Below are 18,660 nucleotides of genomic sequence, written 5' to 3' on the forward strand. Positions count from 1 at the left end.
CTGCAGGCGCAGGTCCCACCACGGCGACATCTGGAACATCGAGCCCAGGCCCAGGCCGACGCCGGCGCCGCTGAGTTCCTCGCCCAGGAAGTCGATCTGGTGCGCGTTGATGCTGCCGATCACAAACGGCCGGATCCCGGCCTTGTCGTTGGCGAAATACTGCAGCAGGTTGGCGCCCAGCGTCAGCCGCTCGTAGTCGTTCTCCGCCGGCAGGTCCGACACCGTCAGGCTGCTGTAGCCGCCTTCCAGCTCGAAACCCGTGTACCGGCCCAGCGCGCGGCCCACGCTCACCGACCCGGCAACGCCGTTGTCCAGGTTCTCCTTGTCCGCGAACACGCCGCCGATCGACGGCGATACGTACCACCGCTGGTCGTATTTGCCCGCGTCCTGCGCGGATGCCACGCCGGCACCCAGCAGCGCCGCCAGGGCGATCCATCTCGTTGTCTTCATGTCTTGTCTCCGTCGAAGCCACCCGCGGAGGGCGCTTCGCTGCGAATCGTGATGAAAGGACATGGGGCGCCGTAGCGCCCCATGTCCCCCGAAACCCTTACTCGCCCAGGCAGGCCGCGCTCACGCGCACCGACTTGGAGAGGTTCGCCTGCAGCACGCCGGCGTTGTTGCCCAGACGCAGGCGGCGATACTCCACGCCGGCCGGCGGGGTGAAGGACACCTTCACCGTATCCAGGCCCGGCACCAGGTGCAGGCCGAGCAGCGTCAGCTCCAGCGCGTTGCTGCCGCCGTCGCCCAGGCCGGAAGCCGCCACCCGGCCTGTCACCGACGACACGCCGTCGGCATCGGAATGCAGCGACACGTAGAGCTGGTTGAACAGGCCCAGGTTCAGCACCGGGAAGGTGCCCGGGTCGATCGCGATCAGGAAGCTGACCGGCTGCGGTGCCGCGCCGGTGTTGATCGCGGCCTGTTCCGGCTTCAGCGACACGTTGATCGCGGTCTCGCCGCCCAGCAGCGCGACGTTGTTGGTCAGCGTCGCGTAGTTGCTGCTGTCCGCATCGACCACGTTCGCCGCCTCGTTCGCCGAGCAGATCAGGCACAGCACCGGCACGAACCAGCCGGTCGAGACGAAGCGATCCTCGCGGGCCGGAACCGGGCAGGCCTCGTCGTTCACGCGCAGCGCGCGGGAAGCGGTGACCGCGGCGTTGCTCTTCAGCGCCGCGTTCAGCGTCAGGCTGCCTTCCTGCTTGCCGGCCACGTTGCCGGCCGCATCCACCGTCGCCAGCGGGCTGCCCGCCGGGGTGAGGGTCCAGTTCAGCAGGCTGTCCGCCACCACGCCGACCGAGCCGTCCGTGAAGATACCGATCGCCACCGCCTTGCGGCTGGCGTTCTCCACCACGTCGAGCGGCGTCGCGGGCGGCGTGTCGGAAGCGCCCGGGACCGGATCGTCGGACCACTGCAGCTGCTTCAGGCTCGTCACGGATGCCGCCGAGACCACCACCGTGGCCACGCCGCTGACCGGCAGGCCGTTGTAGGTGACTGCCGTGGCGCCGTCGGCGCTGAACAGGTCGGCCTTGAGCGGCGTGCCGCTGGACAGCGCCGTCGCCGTCGCCGTCGTGGTCGGGCCCACCGCGGGGTCGATCTCCAGCGCCGGCCCCGTGGTCCACTTCACCTGGTTCAGGGAGCTCTCGATCAGGCGCTCCTGGCCGTCCGTGTACAAGCCATAGGCGGTGAACAGCGCGCTCTGCCCCAGCGACAGCGACTCCTGCGAAGTGCCTCCCGGTCCGCGCACGATGAGCTGGCGCACCGCCGGCGCACCCACCGTCAGGGCCGAGGAGCCGGAGAAGCCCGAGAGGCGGGCCGTGATGTTGGTATTGCCGACGCCCTTGCTCAGCGCCACGCCCGCGGCACTGACCGAGGCAATGGCCGGATCGGCGGCTTCCCAGGACACCACCGAGGTGAGTTCCCTGGTTTCGCCGGTCGCGCCCGGCGGTGCCGTGTAGTGCCCGTAGGCGCGGAACTGCCGCGACTCGCCCAGCGCCGCCGAGCTGCTCGCGGGGCTGACGCTGATCGACTCCAGACCGGCCGAGAAATCGGGGCTGCTGGCGCCGCCGCCACCGCAGGCCGCCGTCGCCAGGACTCCCAATACGGCGAGGAGCCTGCCGGCCCTGCCCAAAGCTACCCTTCCAAGAGCGTTCATCTGATTATCCTTTTTCCGTGAAGTGCATCAATTGAAGAAGCGATCCTGGTCGGGCCACCGCCTGCCAACCCTGGCCCACCAGCAACGACATCCCCCGCGGGGCAGCTCTTGGCGCCCTCGTTATGGATTACATGGAGCAGATGCCCGGGCCGGACGCGGCTGGCGTCCACCCTGTCGGGCATGCCTGATTCAGTCCTGTTGCTGCCGCATCCGTTTCCGCCCCTCGTTGCGTTGATCGGCCAAGCCGGCAGAACCCCCAGCCCAGCGTCGGTCCGGATTCAGCGGCACGCAGGAAAGGTCCGCTACCGGCACCCGTGATCCCGCCTGATGAACGCGGACGCACCCCTGGGCCCGCGCTTGAAGAAGCACGGAAAATGGTCGCAAACACGGTAGGTTGTATCGACTGTCAAATGACTACCGGCGTCAGCTGAACGACAAGCGGACTAAAGCTGGTGATCGTCGGCAGTTTTCCGGGTGAATTCCCCCGACGGATCGGCGGCCATTTCTGACATCAGTCGTTTGCCGGGGTTGTTGCGTCAGCACGATGCACATCGCCATGCCCACCGCATCCAGGAAGAACAGATGCGCCGCCAGCAGGATGCCCAGTCTCATGACGGAGAACCCAATGAGGAGAACGGGTCAGGGCATCAAGCATGGATAACGCGCGGGAATGCTTCGCCGGCACTCTACGGCTCAATGAAACGTCGCACCCTCCGCGACGGGCTCAGCCCCGGCGACGGCGGCGGGGAGGAGCGGCGCGGCGGCTCCTGGCCGGCGTGCGCTTGTTCTCGGCGAGGCTCTTCTTGAGCAGGGCCATGAAATCGACCACGTTGGTGGAGGTATCGTCGGGCAGGCGCTCGCCGGGCGCCTCGGCCGTGACTTTCCTGCGGCTGCCCTTCTGCCTGACGCGGGCCTGCACCACCTTGTGCAGGCGCTCGCGGAATTCGTCGCGATGCTTTTCGGGCTGCCATTCCACGGTCATGGATTCGACCAGTTGCTCGGCCATCTCGCGCTCGCGCGGGGCAATCCTGAAACCCCGGCCGCCCTGGGCGGGAAAGCGGTACTCGTCGGCAGCAATCAGTTCCTGGTGGAACCGCAGCAGGAGCAGCATCAGGGCCTCGCCCTCGGGCAGCACCAGGGCCAGGTACTCACGCGTGCGGATGACCACGCGCGCCAGCCCGGCTTTCCCTGACCGGGCCAGCGTGTCGCGCAGCAGCACGTAGCCCTTCTCGGCCTTCTTCGCGGGCACCAGGTAGTAGGGCTTCTCGAAATACCGGGGGGCGATCCGGCCCAGCTCGACGAAGGATTCGATATCGACCGATTCCTTGCTCTCGGGCGCGGCCTTGGCGATGTCTTCCTCCTCCAGGACCACGAAGCTGCCCTTCTGGTACTCGTAGGCCTTGACCACGTCCTTCCAGGGCACTTCTTCGCCGGTGTCGGCGTTGACGCGCTCGTAGCGGATGCGATGGTGATCGCGGCTGTCGAGCAGGTGCAGCTGCAGATCCACCCGCCTTTCGGCTGGCATCAGCTGCACCGGGATGTTGAGCAGCCCGAAGGAGATGGCGCCTGTCCAGATCGGTCTTGCCATGGAAAGGCCTCAGCCCGCGGGCGGCGCCGCGTGGCTGCCGCTCTCGCAATGAGCGCATTGCCAGGCATGCCGGGTGACCGGTTCGCCGGTGAAGCGATCCTCTTCCGCCCCCATCACGACAGGCCGCATGGGCCGATGGCAAAGCGGGCAGCGCCGCAGCGGGCGGAGAGCCTCCACCCCGGCCGCGGATCTCGAGGGGCGTCCCTTCGCCACCGTGGCCAGCGCCTGCACCATGCGATGCCCCAGGGCGGCTCCCCTCCAGGGAATGATTGCTCGAGCGGAGTGTTCCATGGCCAGCGTCCTCTCCATCGGGATGACAAGCACAGGGAGCAAATCCCGTGCCCGGGCATGGGGCTTGCGCTCATCCGGCCACCCTCCATCACCTGCGCCCGCCATGAACGACACGACCGCCCCAGCGAGTGAACCCCGGCCCTCCGAGACGCCGGACAGCCTGCCCTTCATCGCGACCTGCTTGCTGTTCATCGCCATTGGAGGCCTTCATGGACTGGCAAGGCTGGGAGCGGGGCTGTACCGCCTCGGACGGCGCATCGGTCAGCCACCCCCGCAGGCCGGACCGGAGTCCCGGCGCAAGGCATGATCATTCGCCCGGCCGGGCGCTGCTGCGGCGGAACTCGACCGCGGGAAGCTTGAGCATGTTGCGGTACTTGGTGACGGTGCGGCGCGCGATGTTCATGCCGCCGGACTGCAGTGCCCGCGCGATGCTGATGTCGGACAGCGGCGAGCCGGGGGATTCGGATTCGATCATCGTGCGGATCAGGCTACGCGCGGCACCGGCACTGCAGGACCCCTGCTCTCCCGCCAACTCGCGCGTGAGGAAATGGCGCAGCTCGAAGCAGCCGCGCGGAGTGGCGATGAACTTGTGCGCCGCGGCACGGGACACGGTGGACTCGTGCAGGCCCAGCTTCGCGGCGATATCCCGCGCCGTCATGGGCTGCAGCCCGACGTCGCCCGCCAGGAAGAAGGCCTGCTGGTGGTCGACGATGTGGCTGGCCAGGCGCAGGATGGTTTCGCCGCGGCGGCAGGCGTTGCGCAGGAGCCAGCGCGCATCGCGCAATTGCCCGGACAGTTGTGGATGCTCGCCGCGGCGGCAGTTGCGGCGGAACAGATCAATGCAGCCCTGGTTCAGGCGGACACCGGAATGCAGGGTGGGATTGAGGCGGGCGACAAAGTGTCTGCCCCGCCGCACCGCCATCACGTCCGGGACGATGTACTGGGAGGCCGGAGCGGCGTAACGGTGCGCAGGCGCGGGATCGAGGTGGCGGATGAGCTGCAGGGCACGGCGCAGGTCGCCCTCCGCGCATTGCAGCCGACGCTCGATCAGGTGGAATTCGCGCTTCTCCAGCAGCGGCAGGTGCTCGCGCAGGATCGCTCGGGCCAGGACATGGGCGGTAGCGGGCCGCGGCTCCGCGTCGAGTTGCAGCAGAAGGCAATCGACCAGGTTGCGGGCACCGACGCCGGCGGGTTCGAAGCTGCGCACGAGGTCGATCGCCGCCGCGATTTCCTCGTCCCGCAGCGGCGGCTCGGCGACGCCGGCGGGTACGTCGTCTCGCAGGTAGCCATCTTCGTCCAGCGAATCGATCACTGCTTCCGCGGCAGCCAGCTCGCGCGCCGTGCACCGGCTTCCATAGAGCTGGCGGCGCAGAACGGCGCCGAGGCCGCCGGGCTCCGGCAGGCGCTCCATCGGATCGCCGTCGAAAGCCGCGGCCGTCGCCGGCACCCTCTCGAAGGCGAAGCCCTGGTCGGCGGCCTCCGGCGTATCGGCCTCTGCCTCGTCGATCTCGAGGAAAGGGTTGCTCGACGCCGACTCCCGCAGCAGCTGCTCGAAGTCGAGAGTGGACATCTGGAGCATCTGCATCGCCTGCTGCAGTTGCGGCGAAAGCGACAGATTCTGCCGCAGGCCCATGCTTATCATGGCCGTCATCGGAGGTCCTCCTGCCTGGGAGCCTGATGGAACGCAATAGGCATGCCGCGTGCGTCACCGGCGGAACAGCCCGTTGGATCATCATCGAAGGCCGCCACGCGGCAGGCAGGCTGCAAGCTGCGCGCCGCGGAAGCGGCGCTTTTGCACGACCTTTCCTCCATTCGCCCCGTGGTAGCCGCGGGCATGGGGCTTGCCCCCTCGCAGGCGACCGGCCAGAGGATCATCGCCGGTCGCTTCATTCCCGAACTCATCCGCGAGGACCACGATGGCCAGAAACCAGACATTCCAGGGGCAGCGCCCTCCGGGATATCGCAATCCCACAGAACGCGCGCAGCAGGGCCGCCAATCCGGCAGCGAGGGCAACTGGGGAGCGCGCGACGACTATTTCAGCGCGATGGACGACGATCGCCAGCAGGGCAGTCCTTCCCCCTATCGCAACGAGCCGGCTCAGTGGGAAGAAGACCGCTACGGCTATCCCGAGGCCACCAGCTACGGCCGCGAGATGAACCGTGCCCGTAGCGGTTACCGGCCGGAGGGCCGTTTCGCCCAGGATCCCTGGGAGCAGCGGAGCTTCCGCTTCGGCGAGGGCCAGGCGGGCAGCTGGATGCCGGAGCCCCACCGCTGGCCCCAGGATTTTGCCCGCCAGGAAGGCCGGCACCTGCAGAATCCGGATCATTGGGGCACGCGCCCCGAAGGGCATTACCCGCAGTCCGGCCACTGGGCCGGCCAGGCCAGCCAGGGCGGACGCGATGCAGGCTACGGGCAGTTCTCCGGCGGCTACCAGCCGGACGACTGGCGCCAGGAATCCCGGCAGGCGCAGCGCCGCACGCCCAAGGGCTATACCCGATCCGACGAGCGCATCCGCGACGACGTCTGCGAGCAGCTGTACCACTCGCGTGACGTGGACGTGGGCAACGTCAGCGTCGAAGTGAAAGGCGGCACGATCACGCTGGAAGGCAGCGTGCCCGAGCGCGGCATGAAGCATCGCATCGAGGACATCTGCGATCGTTGCATCGGCGTGAACGACGTGGAGAACCGCATCCGCGTGGAGCGCAGCGAGGCGGCGCAGGGCTCTGGCAGCACGCCCGCCGACGATGCCGAGCGCAGCCGCGGCAAGGACGCCGCCAGCAGCGCACGCCACTGAACGCGGAGCCTGTCAATCCATCAGCAAGAAGGAGCTTCACACATGGAAAACCTCAGCACACCGAAAACCCCCATCATCGGCGGCCACCCGGGCAAGGGCCCGGGCCCGACGGTCATGGCTGCCGATACGCTGGAAGGCGATCGCGTGGTCAACACGGCCGGCGAAACCCTGGGCAAGATCCGCGACATCATGATCGACGTGCCCAGCGGCCGCGTGGCCTACGCGGTGCTCTCCGTCGGCGGCCTTGCCGGCATCGGCGACAAGCTGTTCGCCGTGCCCTGGTCGGCCCTGGTGATGGACGCCGACGACCACAGCTTCGTGCTCGACATCGACAAGGAGCGCCTGAAGCAGGCCCCGGGGTTCGACAAGGAGCACTGGCCGTCCATGGCCGACACGCAGTGGGCCACGACGATCTACGAGTTCTACAACACCCCGCCCTACTGGCATTGATGCCGGAACCCTTCCATCTGCAGGAGCAACCCATGACCACCATTGCCCAGCGCAATGCCGCCCGGCGCAACATCCGCAAGGCGATCAGCGCCGCCAAGCGCGACCGCACGGTCGCCGACCTGCCCCCGAGGACCCGGCGTGCGCTGGGCAAGGAGGGGGCGAAAGCCGCGGCCGCCCGGCGGCGGCACGATACGCTGCACTGACACGTCCATCGGCGACCGCTGTCTGGGCCCGTCGAGGGCAGCGGCGCCGATCGCCGGCTCCCAAGCGGCGAACCGACGCGGCGTCCTCGACAGGCCCAGCGCGCCCGCGAACGGTCATCGAAACGAAAGCCCCGCCGGATGGCGGGGCTTTTTCATGAGGCGGCACCGGGAAGCGGCCTGTTCAGGGCGCCACCCTTTTCTTGTCGAGCTTCTCGGCCTTCTCGCTGTGATGCTTGAGCGTAGGCAGCGTCTCGGCCGCCAGCTTCTGCACATCCTTGTCCTTGGCCTTCTTGCTGGCCTTCTCGAAAAGCTGCACGGCGTCGTCGTGCCCATCCTCCATCAGGTCGGCATAGGTCTCGTCGAATTCCTTGCCGGGCTTGGCGGCCTTGAGCTTCTCCAGCTTTGCCTGGTGGTCCTTGTCGAGTCCGGTGGGCAGCATCACTCCCTTGGCCAGGGCCAGGGACTTGAGCTTGGCGTTGGCGGCACTGTGGTCGGTGACCATCATCTGGGCAAAGGACTTGATGGCAGGGTCGCTGCCGAGCTGCAGGGCAATCTCGCTGGACTGGACCTCGAACATGCCGGCGACGGCCGCCTTGTCGAAGAACTCCTGATCGGGCGCCTGGGCCAGCGGATCGGCGGCAAATGCACCGAAAGCGCAGAGCGTTGCCGCCAGCAGCATGGATATCCTTTTCATATGCACCTCTCCGTGAGAATGGTCCGCGGCCTGCGGACATGACCAGGGAGCGCGAATCGTGCCAGCGCAGGCTCCCTCCGCAAGCAGGGCGGAGACCCGCGCAACGGGCCGCAGCCTGCATGGACTACGGCATCTCGCCTTGCAGGATGCCGGCCGCAGCTCTGCAGGCCACGGACGGTCCGCAGCCTGCTATGCGGGCAATGACTGGGGCGAAGCCAGGAAATCCTTCCAGGGATCGCTGCGGCGCTTCGCGAGGATTCCCGGCACGGTCTGCAGCGTGAATTCCTGCGGACGGACGTGCTTCAGGTCCTTCCATGCGACCGGCATGGCCACGGTCATTCCCGGCCGGCTGCGGGGCGAATAAGGCAGCACGGCGGTGGCGCCCTCGCCGTTTCGCAGGTAGTCGATGAATATCTTTCCGGCACGCTTGGCCTTGGACAGGGTGGCGACGTAGCGGTCGGGATCCTGCTGCGCCAGCGACTGCGCCAGGGCATGCGCGAACGCCTTGACCGTGGCCCAGCCGGCGCGGGGCTTCAAGGGCACGCAGACATGCAGCCCCTTGCCCCCCGTGGTCTTGACCCAGGACTTCAGCTTGAGCCGCGCCAGCGCGTCACGCACCTCGAGCGCCGCCTCCACCACCCGGGCGAAGCCGAGCGCAGTGTCCGGGTCCAGATCGATCACCAGCCAGTCCGGGCGCTCCAGTGCCCGCATGGATGCACCCCAGGCATGGAATTCCACCACGTTGAACTGCACCAGTTCCAGGACGCCGGTGACATCGTCGACGTGCAGGACCTGCTGGTCACCCGCACGCGCCTGCCCGACATGAGGGCCGACACCCTGCATCCGGTGCTTCTGGAAGAAGCACTGCTCGGCATTGCCCTGCGGGCAGCGCACCAGCGCCAGCGGTCGGTTCGCGGCGTAGGGCATGAACCAGCCCGAGACGGCATCGTGATAGCGCGCCAGCTCCAGCTTGGTGATGCCGGATTTCTCGTCCATGACGCGGCCGGGGCTGGAAATGCGCACGCCTCCGACGGTGTCGCCCCCATCATCCGGGGCCTTCTCCGGGCTCATGGCCTTCTCCAGCCGCAGGGGCTTCTCCAGCTTCACCTGGCGGGCCGGCTTGTCTTCGCGCAGCCCCTGGAAGGAGGGATGGCGCAGGGAGCCTTCGGCGGTGATCTCGGTGTACTCCACCTCGCAGACCAGATCGGGCCTGACCCAGACCACGCCGGGAAGGCGCGGATGTTCGTCCAGCGTGGGCTTTTCGGTGACGCGCGAGGCCAGGCGGGCGGCGAGATCGCGCAGCGACTGCTGCGTGAAGCCGGTGCCGACACGGCCGGCGTAGCGCAGCTCGCGGCCCGTCCGGGTGGCGAGCACCAGGGACCGGAAGCCCTCGCGGCTACCGCTGGCCTTGATCATGCCGGCGATCACGAACTCCTGGCGCTTCTGGCATTTGAGCTTGAGCCAGTCGCGGCTGCGGCCGCTGCGATAGGGCGCATCGCTGCGCTTGGCGATCAGGCCCTCGAGCTGCGACGAACAGGCCTGGAGCAAAGCCGTGCGGCCGTCGCTTTCAAGATGGTCGCTGTAGCGCAGCGCCGCGGGCGGACGCTTGCCCAGGGCCAGGCGCAAGCGGTGCTTGCGTTCCAGCAGGGGCTCGCCGCGCACGTCGGCACCATCGTGAAAGAGGATGTCGAAGAGATACAGGAACAGCCGCCCCGCATCCCGGGGCTCGCCCGTGCCGCGTGGCAAGGCATTCTGCAGCTTCTGGAAGCTGGAGAGGCCGCGCTCGTCGATGTAGCAGAGTTCGCCATCGAGGATCGCCTGCTTCAGCTTGAGCTTGCCCAGGGCGTCGCGAATGCGAGGGAGCGTGGCGGTCCAGTCCAGGCCATTGCGCGAGCGCAGCTGCACGCGGCCGTTCTCCACCGAAGCCAGCAGGCGGTAACCGTCGAACTTGACCTCGTAGACCCAGCCGTCATCGCCGGGCGGACGATCGACCAGCGTGGCCAATTGCGGCTCGAGGCCATCGAGCGGGGGCATCGGCGCCGCCTTCGCCGTCTTCCGCGCCGGCCTGGCCCTGGCCGCAACCGGCTGGACGGCCTCGACCTGCCCGACGGTTCGCCCGGTGATGACGCTCTCGGGCCTCAAGCGGGTGATCTCGGCAGCCTTGCCCTTGCGGGCATGCTCGTCGGCATGCTTGATCAGCAGCCACTGGCTCCGGGGCCCTTCGGCGACGGCACCGCGCAGGCGCACGAGCGAATAGCGGCCGCGGAGCTTTTCCCCTGCGAGCGAAAAGCCGAGATGGCCCTTTCTCAGGCCCTCACGCGGATCGCCCTCCGGCTCCCAGCTGCCCCGGTCCCAGACGATGACGGGACCGCCGCCGTACTCCCCTTCGGGGATGTTGCCCTCGAAGTTGCGGTAGGTGACGGGATGGTCCTCCGTCTGCACGGCCAGGCGCTTGTCCTTCGGGTCCAGGCTCGGCCCCTTGGGAACGGCCCAGCTCAGCAATACGCCGCCCAGCTCCAGGCGGAAATCGTAGTGCATGCGCGTGGCATCGTGCTGCTGGATGACGAAGCTGCGCCCCTTGCTCCTGGCCTTGGCGCCGCGGGGTTCCGTGGTGACACGGAAATCACGCTTGGCGTTGTAGAGGCCCAGCGCGCCGCCCGCGCGCGCGGCGGGACCGGCGGCAGGGCTCATGGCTGCAGGCCGGATGGCGAGAGGCACCGCCGGGTCGGGTGGTCGTCCATGACACTCTCCTTGCGTGGAAGAAGAAGCAAACGCCCCGGCCGCTGAACGGGCTCTGAACCGGCCGGCGACGCCGGCCCGGGGAAATCCGCCGGGGCATGCACCGGCCGATCCCCGCGCCGTTCAAGCCGGGCTAGGCTGCATCCGCAGCCGCTCTTGCCCCCGCAGGCATTTCCGCGGAAAGCCATCTGCGTCGAGGCCGCATTCACCGCACCATCGTCACGGACCGTACGCCGACATTTCCATGACTCCTTCGAATTCACGCCGCATCCTGATCACCGGCAGCGCCAGCGGCATCGGCCTGCAGGCCGCGCTGCAACTCGCCGCATCCGGCCACCGGCTGGTCCTCGCCGACCGCAACGTCGCCGCCGGCGAAGCCGCGGCGGCGCAGATCCGCCAGTCGGGAGGCCAGGCCGAGTTCCGCGCACTGGATCTCGGCGATCTCTCTCACATCCGTGCCTTCGCCGACGAGGAACTGGCGCGCGAGCAGCCGCTGGACGCGCTGATCAACAACGCCGGCCTGCTGCCGCCCATGCGCCGAGCAACCACGGCCGACGGCTTCGAACGGGCTTTCGGCGTGGCCTACCTGGGGCACTACGCGCTGACCGCGCGGCTGATGCCGGCGCTGCTGCGCAGCTCCGCGCCGCGCGTCGTCAGCGTGTCCAGCAACTCCCATCCCGGCGGCCGCCTCGATTTCGCCGACCTGCAGCTCGAGCGGAACTACCAGTCCTCGCAGGCCTACACCAATTCCAAGCTGGCCTGCCTGATGTTCGCCATGGAACTGCAGCGCCGCTCCGATGCCGCGGGACTGGGGCTGCTCAGCGTGGCCGCGCATCCGGGCATCTCCAGCACGCCGATCGCGGCAGGCTGGAAGAGCGAGAACCGGCGCCGGCTGATGGACCGCTTCGAGGTCTTCGGCTACGACACGCTGATGCGCCTCGTCGGGCAGGGCGCGGCGGACGGGGCACGCCCCCTGGTGCTGGCCGCCGCCGGCGCGGACATCGCCCCCGGCGGGTACTACGGCCCTACCGGCTTCATGCAGGCGCGCGGCAGGCCGGGGCTGGTCAGGCCCGCGAGGAAAGCACGGGATGCCGCCGTGGCCGCCCGCCTCTGGCAGGAATCGCAGGCGCTGACCGGCGTGGCCTGGCCGGCACTGGGCTGAGGGCAACCCGGACATGGATCGGCACGAGCTGCGGAAGAACGGGCGGGCGCTGCTCGCCGCCACGCTGGGCATGAGCGCCGGCATCGGCCTGATCGGCTACATCAACAGCGTGGTGGCACCCTACCTGCTGGCGGACTTCGGCTGGTCGCGCAGCCAGTTCGCCCTGGCCAGCACCGTGACCCTGCTGACGATCCTCTGCATTCCCCTGGCGGGCCGCTGCACCGACCTGTTCGGCGTGCGCCGCGTCGCGGCCGTGGGCATCGTGGTCTTCCCCGCCAGTTTCCTGGTGCTGTCGGCCATGCAGGGCGACATCCGCCTGTACTTCGCCATGCTCGCGGTGCAGGCCCTGCTCTGCACCACCACCTCGGCCACGGTCTACAGCCGCCTCATCGCCGAGAACTTCCAGGTTCACCGCGGGCTGGCCCTGGGGCTGATCGCCGCGGGACCGGCGGTGGTCGGCGCCATCGGCAGCCCGCTGCTCACGGCCCTGATCGACGCCCTGGGATGGCGCAGCGGCTACCTGGCGATCTCCGCGTTCTGCGCCCTGCTGGGCCTGGCGGCGCTGCTGCTGATTCCGCCCCGCCGCCCGGCCGTCGCCGCACAGGGCCGCGAAACGCGCCGCGCCGGCAAGGACTACGGCGCCATCGTCCGCTCGCGGCCCTTCTGGATCATCGCGGCCAGCTCGCTGCTCTGCAGCCTGCCGCATGCATTGTCCGCCTCGCAGCTCAAGCTGATGCTGTCGGACCGGGCGCTCAGCTCGACCCAGGCCGGCTTCATGGTGTCGGTGTTCGCTGCCGGCGTGATCGTGGCGCGCATCGTTTCGGGCCTGGCGCTGGACCGCTGGCCGGCCTGGCTGGTGGCGGCGGTCGGCATGGGCCTGCCGCTGTTCGGCCTGCTGATCCTGGCCTCCAGCACGGCGGACCTCGTTCTGATCGGCTTCGCCGTCCTGCTGCTGGGAATGTCCTTCGGCGTGGAGGGCGACATCCTCACCTACCTCGCCGCGCGCTACTTCCCGCTGGAGATCTACAGCACCGTGCTGGGCCTGCTGCTGGGCAGCGTCGGCGCGGCGATGGCCTTCGGTGCTGCGTTGCTCAGCATCACGCTCGCGCAGACCGAGACCTACCGCCTGTTCATGCTGATCTCGGCCGCCGGCGTCGCCGTCGGCTCGCTCAACTTCCTGCGGCTGCGCACGCTGGGCTGAGCGGCCCGCCGGCTTCAGGGCTGCTCGCGCAGCCCCGCGCCCACGTGCTTCTCGATGGCCTTGGCCCGCTGCGCCACACCGAACTTGGCGTAGACGTTCTTCAGGTGGAACTTGACCGTGTTGTGCGACAGGCCCAGCTGCGCCGCCACGCCGCGGTCGGTCAGGCCGCTGGCCACGCAATCCATCACCTGCCTCTCTCGGGAAGTCAGCCGTTCCGCCGGCATCGAGGCCGGCCAGGCCGGCCGCGCTCCCGCCGCTTCATGTCCTCTCATTGGAATCACCCCGACCGTTTGCCTGTCCTGGGAGGCCATCCGGGAGGACGGCCTCCCCGTCATTATAATCAACAACGTTGTTGCTTTATATAAGAGCGGAAAAGCGGGATAGTGGCGCCTGGACCCCTCCGCCTCCGCCGCCAGACCCGAAGCCGTGTCGTATAGCCGCCTGCCGCCGCTGAATGCCCTCCGCACCTTCGAGGCGGTGGCGCGTCACCGCAGCTTCCGCAAGGCGGCGGCCGAGCTGTTCGTGACCCCGGCCGCGGTGACCCACCAGGTCCGCCTGCTGGAGGAGCAGCTGGGGGTGGAGCTGTTCCGCCGCCTGCCCCGGCGCGTGGAACTGACGCCCGCCGCGCAATCCGCCCTGCCGGTGCTGCAGAAGGCCTTCGAGCTGATGGCCCGCAGCGTCAACGAGCTGCGCCAGTTCGGCCATACGCCGCGGCTGACCGTGCGGGCCAGCCCCACCTTCACCTCGCGCTGGATGATGCCGCGGCTGCGCCATTTCCTGGCGCTGTACCAGGATATCGACGTGCGCGTGCTGGGCGGCAACCTGTTCGCGCCGCAGGACCCGCCCCCGGGCGCGAGCGAAGGCGGCAAGGCGCCGCAGGATCCCGATATCGACATCCGCTTCACGCAGGGACCGCCGCCCGGCAACCACGTCGACCTGCTGTTCCCCGTGGACGTGGTGCCGATGTGCCATCCGCGCCTGCTGGTGGAGCCGCCGCACCCGCTGAAGGCCCCGGCGGACCTGCGCTACCACCCCCTGCTGCACGGCGACAGCGGCATCGAGGATCGCTCGCGCTCGATCTGGGCGCGCTGGCTGCGGCAGGCCGGCGTGACCGAGGTGGACCCGCGCCGCGGCCTGCAGTTCGACCACTCCACGCTGGCCCTGGACGCGGCCTCCGACGGACTGGGCGTCACGCTGGCAACCCCGGCCTTCGCGCGGGAGAAGATGGCACGGGGCGAGATCGCCGTGGCCTTCCCCCTCTCCATCACGCTGGACCGCGCCTACTACGCCATCGTCAATCCCAGTTCGGCGGAGCGCCCGGAGGTCATCGCCTTCCGCCAATGGCTGCTGCAGGAAGCCGCGGCGGACATCCGGGGTCCCCGGGCGGCGGGCAAAACAAAAGGGCCGCGAAAATCGCGGCCCTCGGTCTGAAGCCAGGCAACGGGGCGGAAGACCGCCCCTTTTTCGGCCTCTCCGGCCTCAGGCGGCCTTCGGCAGGACCATCGGCTCGGCCGGATGGGCCGGTTCCGGCGTGGCCGCACGGGGAGCGGCCGGCTTGGCGGCCCGGCGGGCGGGACCCAGGGCCAGGCGACGCTGGTCAACGGCGGTATCCACGAATTCCAGCACGGCCATCGCCGCCAGGATCAGCACCACGGTCATCGCTACGATCGTTCCGAACATTGCTGCACCACTTGTTCTTTGGGGGTATGAACAAGGTAGTGCAGATGCTGCAGCGCAACAATTGACGAATTCTTAGCGATACAACAAATAAAACTAAACCATAAAATACGACATCCCCCAACCGATTGTTTAATTTGGAAATTCCGGAGAGCCCCAGCAAAAACCCAATTCTGACAATAGTTTGAGACCGGCCAATCGCCTCCCGCCCCGGGGAGGCCGGACTCCCGGCACGCTGTCGGTCCCGTCAATCGCCCTGGCCGGAACGCAGGATCGGGCGGATCGGGCGCAGCCGCAGCCGGTCCGGGCAGTCGCTCCGCTGCGGGGCCGGGCAGGCCTGGAAGCCGAAACCGCCGTCCACGCAGACGTCGATGGATTCCAGCCAGTCTCCGCGGCACTGCAGGGCCACGGCGTCGGCCCGCAGGCCCGGATTGTCCCTGAGCAGGGCCTTGCGGAACTCGTCCTGCGGGAGCTGCAGGCCCTCGCGGGGCGTCTGCCGGAACAGGTCCGGCATCGACACCCGGCGCTGGGCGCGCTCCAGCTGCAGCACATATTCCGCCGCGCCGAGGCCGGAGCAGGCACCCTGGGTCCGCCAGGCTTTCTTGAGGCGAACTTCGTTGTGCATCACGTCCAGCGCGCGCGGCAGCAGCTCCCGCGGCAGGCTGTCGTCCTGGCATGCCGGCGCCAACCCCTCGAAGCGCGGCGCCAGTCCGGACAGCACGAAGTAGTGCTCCTGCAGGCACTGCAGTTCCTTGGAGCCCAGGTTGCGCTTGCAGAATTCGGGGGACCAGGAGAAGGAGATCGTCCAGCCGGCGGCCACGGCCGACGGAGGCGCCGGCTCCTGCGCTGGAGCCAGGCCCGCCGTCACCAAAGCCATCACCGCCAAGCCGATCCGCATCTTCACTCGCTCGCTCCTGCTGGAAGCCCAAGAATATCGCTACCGGCTTCCGACCCGCGTTCCGCTCTTCAGTTTCCGGATGCCGCCAGCTCGGCGGCATGCCGCGCCGCGACATAGCCCCAGACGAAGGACGGCCCGACACTGCCGCCGGCGCCGGGATAGAAGCGCCCCATCACCGAGGCCGTCGACACGCCGGTGGCGTAGAGGCCCGGAATGACCGAGCCGTCCTCGCGCAGCACCCTTGCGTCCGTGTCGGTGACGACACCGCCGTAGGTGCCGACGTCGCCCGGGTACACCGGCACGGCGTAGTACGGCGGGCGGTCGATGCGGCCGAGAGCGGGCGACGGCTGCTGCAGTTCGTCGCCCAGCCAGCGGTCGTAGGCACGCTCGCCGCGCTGGAAATCCTCGTCGCGGTTGCGATCCACGAAGCCGTTGAAGCGGTCCACCGTCGCCCGCAGCGACGCCGGCGGCATCTGCAGCAGGCCGGCCAGCGCCTCGACCGTGTCCGCCTTCTTCAGGTAGCCCTGCTCGTACCAGGACGCCGGCTTGCGGCTGCCCGGCATGGTGCCGGCCAGCATGAACTTGGCCAGGTACTGGCTGTCGAACACCGCCCAGCTCGGCACCGCCGGCACGGTCCGGTTCCGTTCCAGCATGGCCTTGGCATAGGCCATGTAGGACCCACCCTCGTTCAGGTAGCGCGATCCGCCCTGGTCCACCAGGATGCAATGCGGCGCCGCGGTCATCGACTGCGCCGTCGGCTTGATCTCGCTGTCCTCGGCCCCGGGCGGGATCGTGACCTGGTTGCCGACCCGCTCGTCCATCTGCGCCACCGCGGCACCGTGGCGCATCATCTCCTCGATCATCTCGCCGGTATCGCAGGGCGCGGCCAGGCTCCACTTGGCCGAGGTACCGGGCAGCCAGCGGTCGCGCATCGCCTGGTTGCGGGCAAAGCCGCCGGCATTCACCAGCACGCCCAGGCGCGCGCCCACGCGCCAGGGCTTTCCATCCTTGATCGTGCGCACGCCGGTGACGGCGCCCTGCTCCACGATCAGCCCGCTCACCGGCGACTCCGTGCGGATGTCGGCACCGGCCCGCAGGGCCGCCTGCAGCATGCGGCCCTGCAGCGCCGCACCGCCCGCGACCCAGCGCTTGCCGGTGAGCCGCGCCAGGATCGCGCGGAACACCAGCTTCAGCAGCAGCCCCTTCACGCGCCAGGAGCGCTTCATCGCCGGCAGTTCCAGCATCTCCTCCAGCGAGGCCGGCAGCGGGATCTGCACGAAGCTGGGCCGCAGCTTCGCCGCCCAGGGTCCCAGTTCATTGAGGTTGAAGAGCTCCGCCACCACGGTGCGCCCGGGCACCGAGCCGCCCGGCAGTTCGTCGTAGTAGTCCGGCCACTCCCGGACGCGATCCAGGCGCACGCCCTGCCCCAGCAGGAAATCGATCATCCGCGGCGCCTCGCGCAGGTAGCGGGCGCGCCGCTGCGGCGTCGATCCGGGCGCGTCGCGCTGGCCCCCCATCAGGGATTCGAGGTATAGCGCCGCCTTCTCGAAGCTGTCCTCGACGCGGTCGCGCTTCATGAAGGGATTGTCGGGCAGCCACATCACGCCGCCGGAACGCGCGGTGGTGCCGCCGACCAGATCGGTCTTCTCCAGGATCAGCACGCTCTTGCCGGCGGTGCGCAGGACCAGGGCCGCGCACATCGAGCCGCCGCCGCTGCCGACGACGACGAAGTCGGTTACCTCGTCGAAGGCCGAGGCCATTGCCTCAGGGCCCAAGGTCGCTGACGACCTGCGGCAGATCCACGGTGGTGCGGATGCCGGGCGCGGCCGCGCAGATGTAGGGCACGGCGTTGACCGCGCGGTGTGCGGTCAGGCCCGGCGACACCCGGGGCCATTGCTCGGGCGTCACCGGGAAGCGGATCGCGAGGTCCAGCGGCACGTCGCCGTCCACCTCGACATGCCAGCCGTCGCCGCGCAGGTCCCAGTCCGCGTCGATGTCGGTCCCGCAGTACCAGGTCGCCTTGAAGCGCATCAGCGGCTTGCCGCGGTACAGCCCCGTGACCGTCGCACGCTGCGCCGCCACGGTGCCGGCCTTCAATTCGCCGGCCGCGATCCGGGTGTCGCGGCGGGCCAGCGCCACGTCGCCGCTGGCCTCCACGCTGTCGAAGCCCAGCCCCAGCGCCTCGGCCACCAGTTGCAGCGAGGGCGCGAAGGCCTGGCGCAGGTGATGCGCGCGGCCGGCATCGCGGCGCGGGTCCGGCGCCTGGCCGAAGCCCATGACCTGGAACAGCAGTTCGGGGGAGTTGCGCGGCGCGAGGTTGGCGAACTCGCTGATGCGCAGCATGTCCAGCCGCCGCTGCAGCGAGCCCAGCACCAGCGGCAGGGCCTCGGTGATGAAGCCGGGGCTGCTGCCGGTGGCGTGGATCGAACTGGCACCCCTGACGCAGGCATCCTCAACCCGGGCCCTCAGCACCGGGTCCAGGCTCGCAGGATGGTTGAACTCGGTACGCGTGGTGACGATGTTGATGCCGGCCGACAGCAGGCGGCAGATGTCGTCGAAGTTCGCGCCCTGCTGCATGTACAGCACGCAGTCCGGCTTCAGCGCCAGGATGTCCTCGATGCTGCGCGTGGCCTGCACCCCGACCGGCGCCAGGCCGCAGAGCTCGCCGGCATCGCGGCCGGCCTTGGCCTCGGAGTGGACGTGCAGGCCCACCAGCTGCAGGCGCGGATGCTCGATGACGCAGCGCAGGGACCGTGTGCCGACATTGCCGGTGGCCCATTGCACCACGCGATAGGGTCGCGTCCTCATGTCCG

18 protein-coding genes are annotated in these 18,660 nt (G+C 69.0%); 6 read left to right on the top strand and 12 right to left on the bottom strand.

The genetic code is table 11. The features are described from left to right. The 5 genes from C3942_RS20150 to rpoN form a co-directional block, all read right to left on the bottom strand. Positions 1-450, bottom strand: a 450-nt coding sequence (locus C3942_RS20150) for a porin family protein (RefSeq protein WP_243393692.1), incomplete at its 3' end; no start/stop codon positions are given. 97 nt (positions 451-547) lie between these two features. After that, complete coding sequence (locus C3942_RS20155) at positions 548-2,095, bottom strand: hypothetical protein (RefSeq protein WP_104232171.1); 1,548 nt, start codon at positions 2,093-2,095, stop codon at positions 548-550. Between the two features lie 477 nt (positions 2,096-2,572). Then, entirely contained in the window at positions 2,573-2,761 is a 189-nt protein-coding gene (locus tag C3942_RS22155; protein WP_133164375.1) for a hypothetical protein, read from the bottom strand. Positions 2,762-2,873: 112 nt separating this feature from the next. Further along, a complete protein-coding gene (gene ku, locus C3942_RS20160) occupies positions 2,874-3,737 on the bottom strand; it encodes a non-homologous end joining protein Ku (RefSeq protein ID WP_104232172.1) in 864 nt (287 codons plus the stop codon). 598 nt (positions 3,738-4,335) lie between these two features. After that, positions 4,336-5,679, bottom strand: a complete 1,344-nt coding sequence (rpoN, locus tag C3942_RS20170; RefSeq protein WP_104232174.1) for an RNA polymerase factor sigma-54 — start codon at positions 5,677-5,679, stop codon at positions 4,336-4,338. A 265-nt stretch (positions 5,680-5,944) separates the two neighbouring features. Between rpoN and C3942_RS22565 the strand changes: the two genes are divergently transcribed. From C3942_RS22565 to C3942_RS22450, 3 genes are read left to right on the top strand one after another with little or no spacing between them, the layout of a single operon-like run. Next, positions 5,945-6,823 carry a BON domain-containing protein gene (locus C3942_RS22565; protein ID WP_207766172.1) on the top strand — a complete coding sequence of 293 codons (879 nt, stop codon included), beginning with the start codon at positions 5,945-5,947 and terminating at the stop codon, positions 6,821-6,823. 42 nt (positions 6,824-6,865) lie between these two features. Beyond that, positions 6,866-7,273, top strand: coding sequence for a PRC-barrel domain-containing protein (locus C3942_RS20185; protein WP_104232176.1), 408 nt, complete (start codon positions 6,866-6,868; stop codon positions 7,271-7,273). A 32-nt stretch (positions 7,274-7,305) separates the two neighbouring features. Then, complete coding sequence (locus C3942_RS22450; RefSeq protein WP_165797556.1) at positions 7,306-7,476, top strand: hypothetical protein; 171 nt, start codon at positions 7,306-7,308, stop codon at positions 7,474-7,476. 181 nt (positions 7,477-7,657) lie between these two features. Here C3942_RS22450 and C3942_RS20190 read toward each other — a convergent pair whose 3' ends face one another. Further along, entirely contained in the window at positions 7,658-8,170 is a 513-nt protein-coding gene (locus C3942_RS20190) for a DUF4142 domain-containing protein (RefSeq protein WP_104232177.1), read from the bottom strand. A 189-nt stretch (positions 8,171-8,359) separates the two neighbouring features. Beyond that, entirely contained in the window at positions 8,360-10,861 is a 2,502-nt protein-coding gene (gene ligD, locus C3942_RS20195; protein WP_104232178.1) for a DNA ligase D, read from the bottom strand. Positions 10,862-11,153: 292 nt separating this feature from the next. Between ligD and C3942_RS20200 the strand changes: the two genes are divergently transcribed. After that, complete coding sequence (locus tag C3942_RS20200; RefSeq protein WP_104232179.1) at positions 11,154-12,071, top strand: SDR family NAD(P)-dependent oxidoreductase; 918 nt, start codon at positions 11,154-11,156, stop codon at positions 12,069-12,071. Between the two features lie 13 nt (positions 12,072-12,084). After that, positions 12,085-13,272 (top strand): MFS transporter, encoded by a 1,188-nt coding sequence (locus C3942_RS20205; protein ID WP_104232180.1) that lies wholly within the window; start codon positions 12,085-12,087, stop codon positions 13,270-13,272. A 14-nt stretch (positions 13,273-13,286) separates the two neighbouring features. Here C3942_RS20205 and C3942_RS20210 read toward each other — a convergent pair whose 3' ends face one another. Beyond that, the gene (locus C3942_RS20210) at positions 13,287-13,544 is read right to left on the bottom strand and encodes a helix-turn-helix domain-containing protein (protein ID WP_165797557.1); all 258 of its coding nucleotides are present in this window, start codon (positions 13,542-13,544) and stop codon (positions 13,287-13,289) included. Between the two features lie 154 nt (positions 13,545-13,698). Between C3942_RS20210 and C3942_RS20215 the strand changes: the two genes are divergently transcribed. Then, positions 13,699-14,703: a LysR substrate-binding domain-containing protein gene (locus C3942_RS20215; RefSeq protein ID WP_104232182.1), complete on the top strand. Its 1,005-nt coding sequence runs from the start codon at positions 13,699-13,701 to the stop codon at positions 14,701-14,703. A 48-nt stretch (positions 14,704-14,751) separates the two neighbouring features. Here C3942_RS20215 and C3942_RS20220 read toward each other — a convergent pair whose 3' ends face one another. The 4 genes from C3942_RS20220 to C3942_RS20235 all read right to left on the bottom strand — a co-directional run bounded on the left by C3942_RS20220 (position 14,752) and on the right by C3942_RS20235 (position 18,655). Beyond that, positions 14,752-14,952, bottom strand: coding sequence for a hypothetical protein (locus tag C3942_RS20220; RefSeq protein ID WP_133164376.1), 201 nt, complete (start codon positions 14,950-14,952; stop codon positions 14,752-14,754). A gap of 244 nt (positions 14,953-15,196) precedes the next feature. Further along, positions 15,197-15,853 (bottom strand): ribonuclease T2 family protein, encoded by a 657-nt coding sequence (locus C3942_RS20225; RefSeq protein WP_104232184.1) that lies wholly within the window; start codon positions 15,851-15,853, stop codon positions 15,197-15,199. A 62-nt stretch (positions 15,854-15,915) separates the two neighbouring features. After that, positions 15,916-17,607: an FAD-dependent oxidoreductase gene (locus C3942_RS20230; RefSeq protein WP_104232185.1), complete on the bottom strand. Its 1,692-nt coding sequence runs from the start codon at positions 17,605-17,607 to the stop codon at positions 15,916-15,918. Positions 17,608-17,611: 4 nt separating this feature from the next. Next, a complete protein-coding gene (locus C3942_RS20235; protein ID WP_104232186.1) occupies positions 17,612-18,655 on the bottom strand; it encodes an NAD(P)H-dependent amine dehydrogenase family protein in 1,044 nt (347 codons plus the stop codon). Between the last annotated feature and the right edge of the window lie 5 nt (positions 18,656-18,660).

The sequence above is a fragment of the Solimonas fluminis genome (genome assembly GCF_002930645.1).
Lineage (GTDB): Bacteria > Pseudomonadota > Gammaproteobacteria > Nevskiales > Nevskiaceae > Solimonas_A > Solimonas_A fluminis.

Bases quoted from the DNA above. Each gene is read 5' to 3' on its own strand.
- C3942_RS22155 (WP_133164375.1), bottom strand. From the start codon at position 2,761: ATGAGACTGGGCATCCTGCTGGCGGCGCATCTGTTCTTCCTGGATGCG.
- ku (WP_104232172.1), bottom strand. From the start codon at position 3,737: ATGGCAAGACCGATCTGGACAGGCGCCATCTCCTTCGGGCTGCTCAAC.
- rpoN (WP_104232174.1), bottom strand. From the start codon at position 5,679: ATGACGGCCATGATAAGCATGGGCCTGCGGCAGAATCTGTCGCTTTCG.
- C3942_RS22565 (WP_207766172.1), top strand. From the start codon at position 5,945: ATGGCCAGAAACCAGACATTCCAGGGGCAGCGCCCTCCGGGATATCGC.
- C3942_RS20185 (WP_104232176.1), top strand. From the start codon at position 6,866: ATGGAAAACCTCAGCACACCGAAAACCCCCATCATCGGCGGCCACCCG.
- C3942_RS22450 (WP_165797556.1), top strand. From the start codon at position 7,306: ATGACCACCATTGCCCAGCGCAATGCCGCCCGGCGCAACATCCGCAAG.
- C3942_RS20190 (WP_104232177.1), bottom strand. From the start codon at position 8,170: ATGAAAAGGATATCCATGCTGCTGGCGGCAACGCTCTGCGCTTTCGGT.
- ligD (WP_104232178.1), bottom strand. From the start codon at position 10,861: ATGAGCCCTGCCGCCGGTCCCGCCGCGCGCGCGGGCGGCGCGCTGGGC.
- C3942_RS20200 (WP_104232179.1), top strand. From the start codon at position 11,154: ATGACTCCTTCGAATTCACGCCGCATCCTGATCACCGGCAGCGCCAGC.
- C3942_RS20205 (WP_104232180.1), top strand. From the start codon at position 12,085: ATGGATCGGCACGAGCTGCGGAAGAACGGGCGGGCGCTGCTCGCCGCC.
- C3942_RS20210 (WP_165797557.1), bottom strand. From the start codon at position 13,544: ATGAGAGGACATGAAGCGGCGGGAGCGCGGCCGGCCTGGCCGGCCTCG.
- C3942_RS20220 (WP_133164376.1), bottom strand. From the start codon at position 14,952: ATGTTCGGAACGATCGTAGCGATGACCGTGGTGCTGATCCTGGCGGCG.
- C3942_RS20230 (WP_104232185.1), bottom strand. From the start codon at position 17,607: ATGGCCTCGGCCTTCGACGAGGTAACCGACTTCGTCGTCGTCGGCAGC.
- C3942_RS20235 (WP_104232186.1), bottom strand. From the start codon at position 18,655: ATGAGGACGCGACCCTATCGCGTGGTGCAATGGGCCACCGGCAATGTC.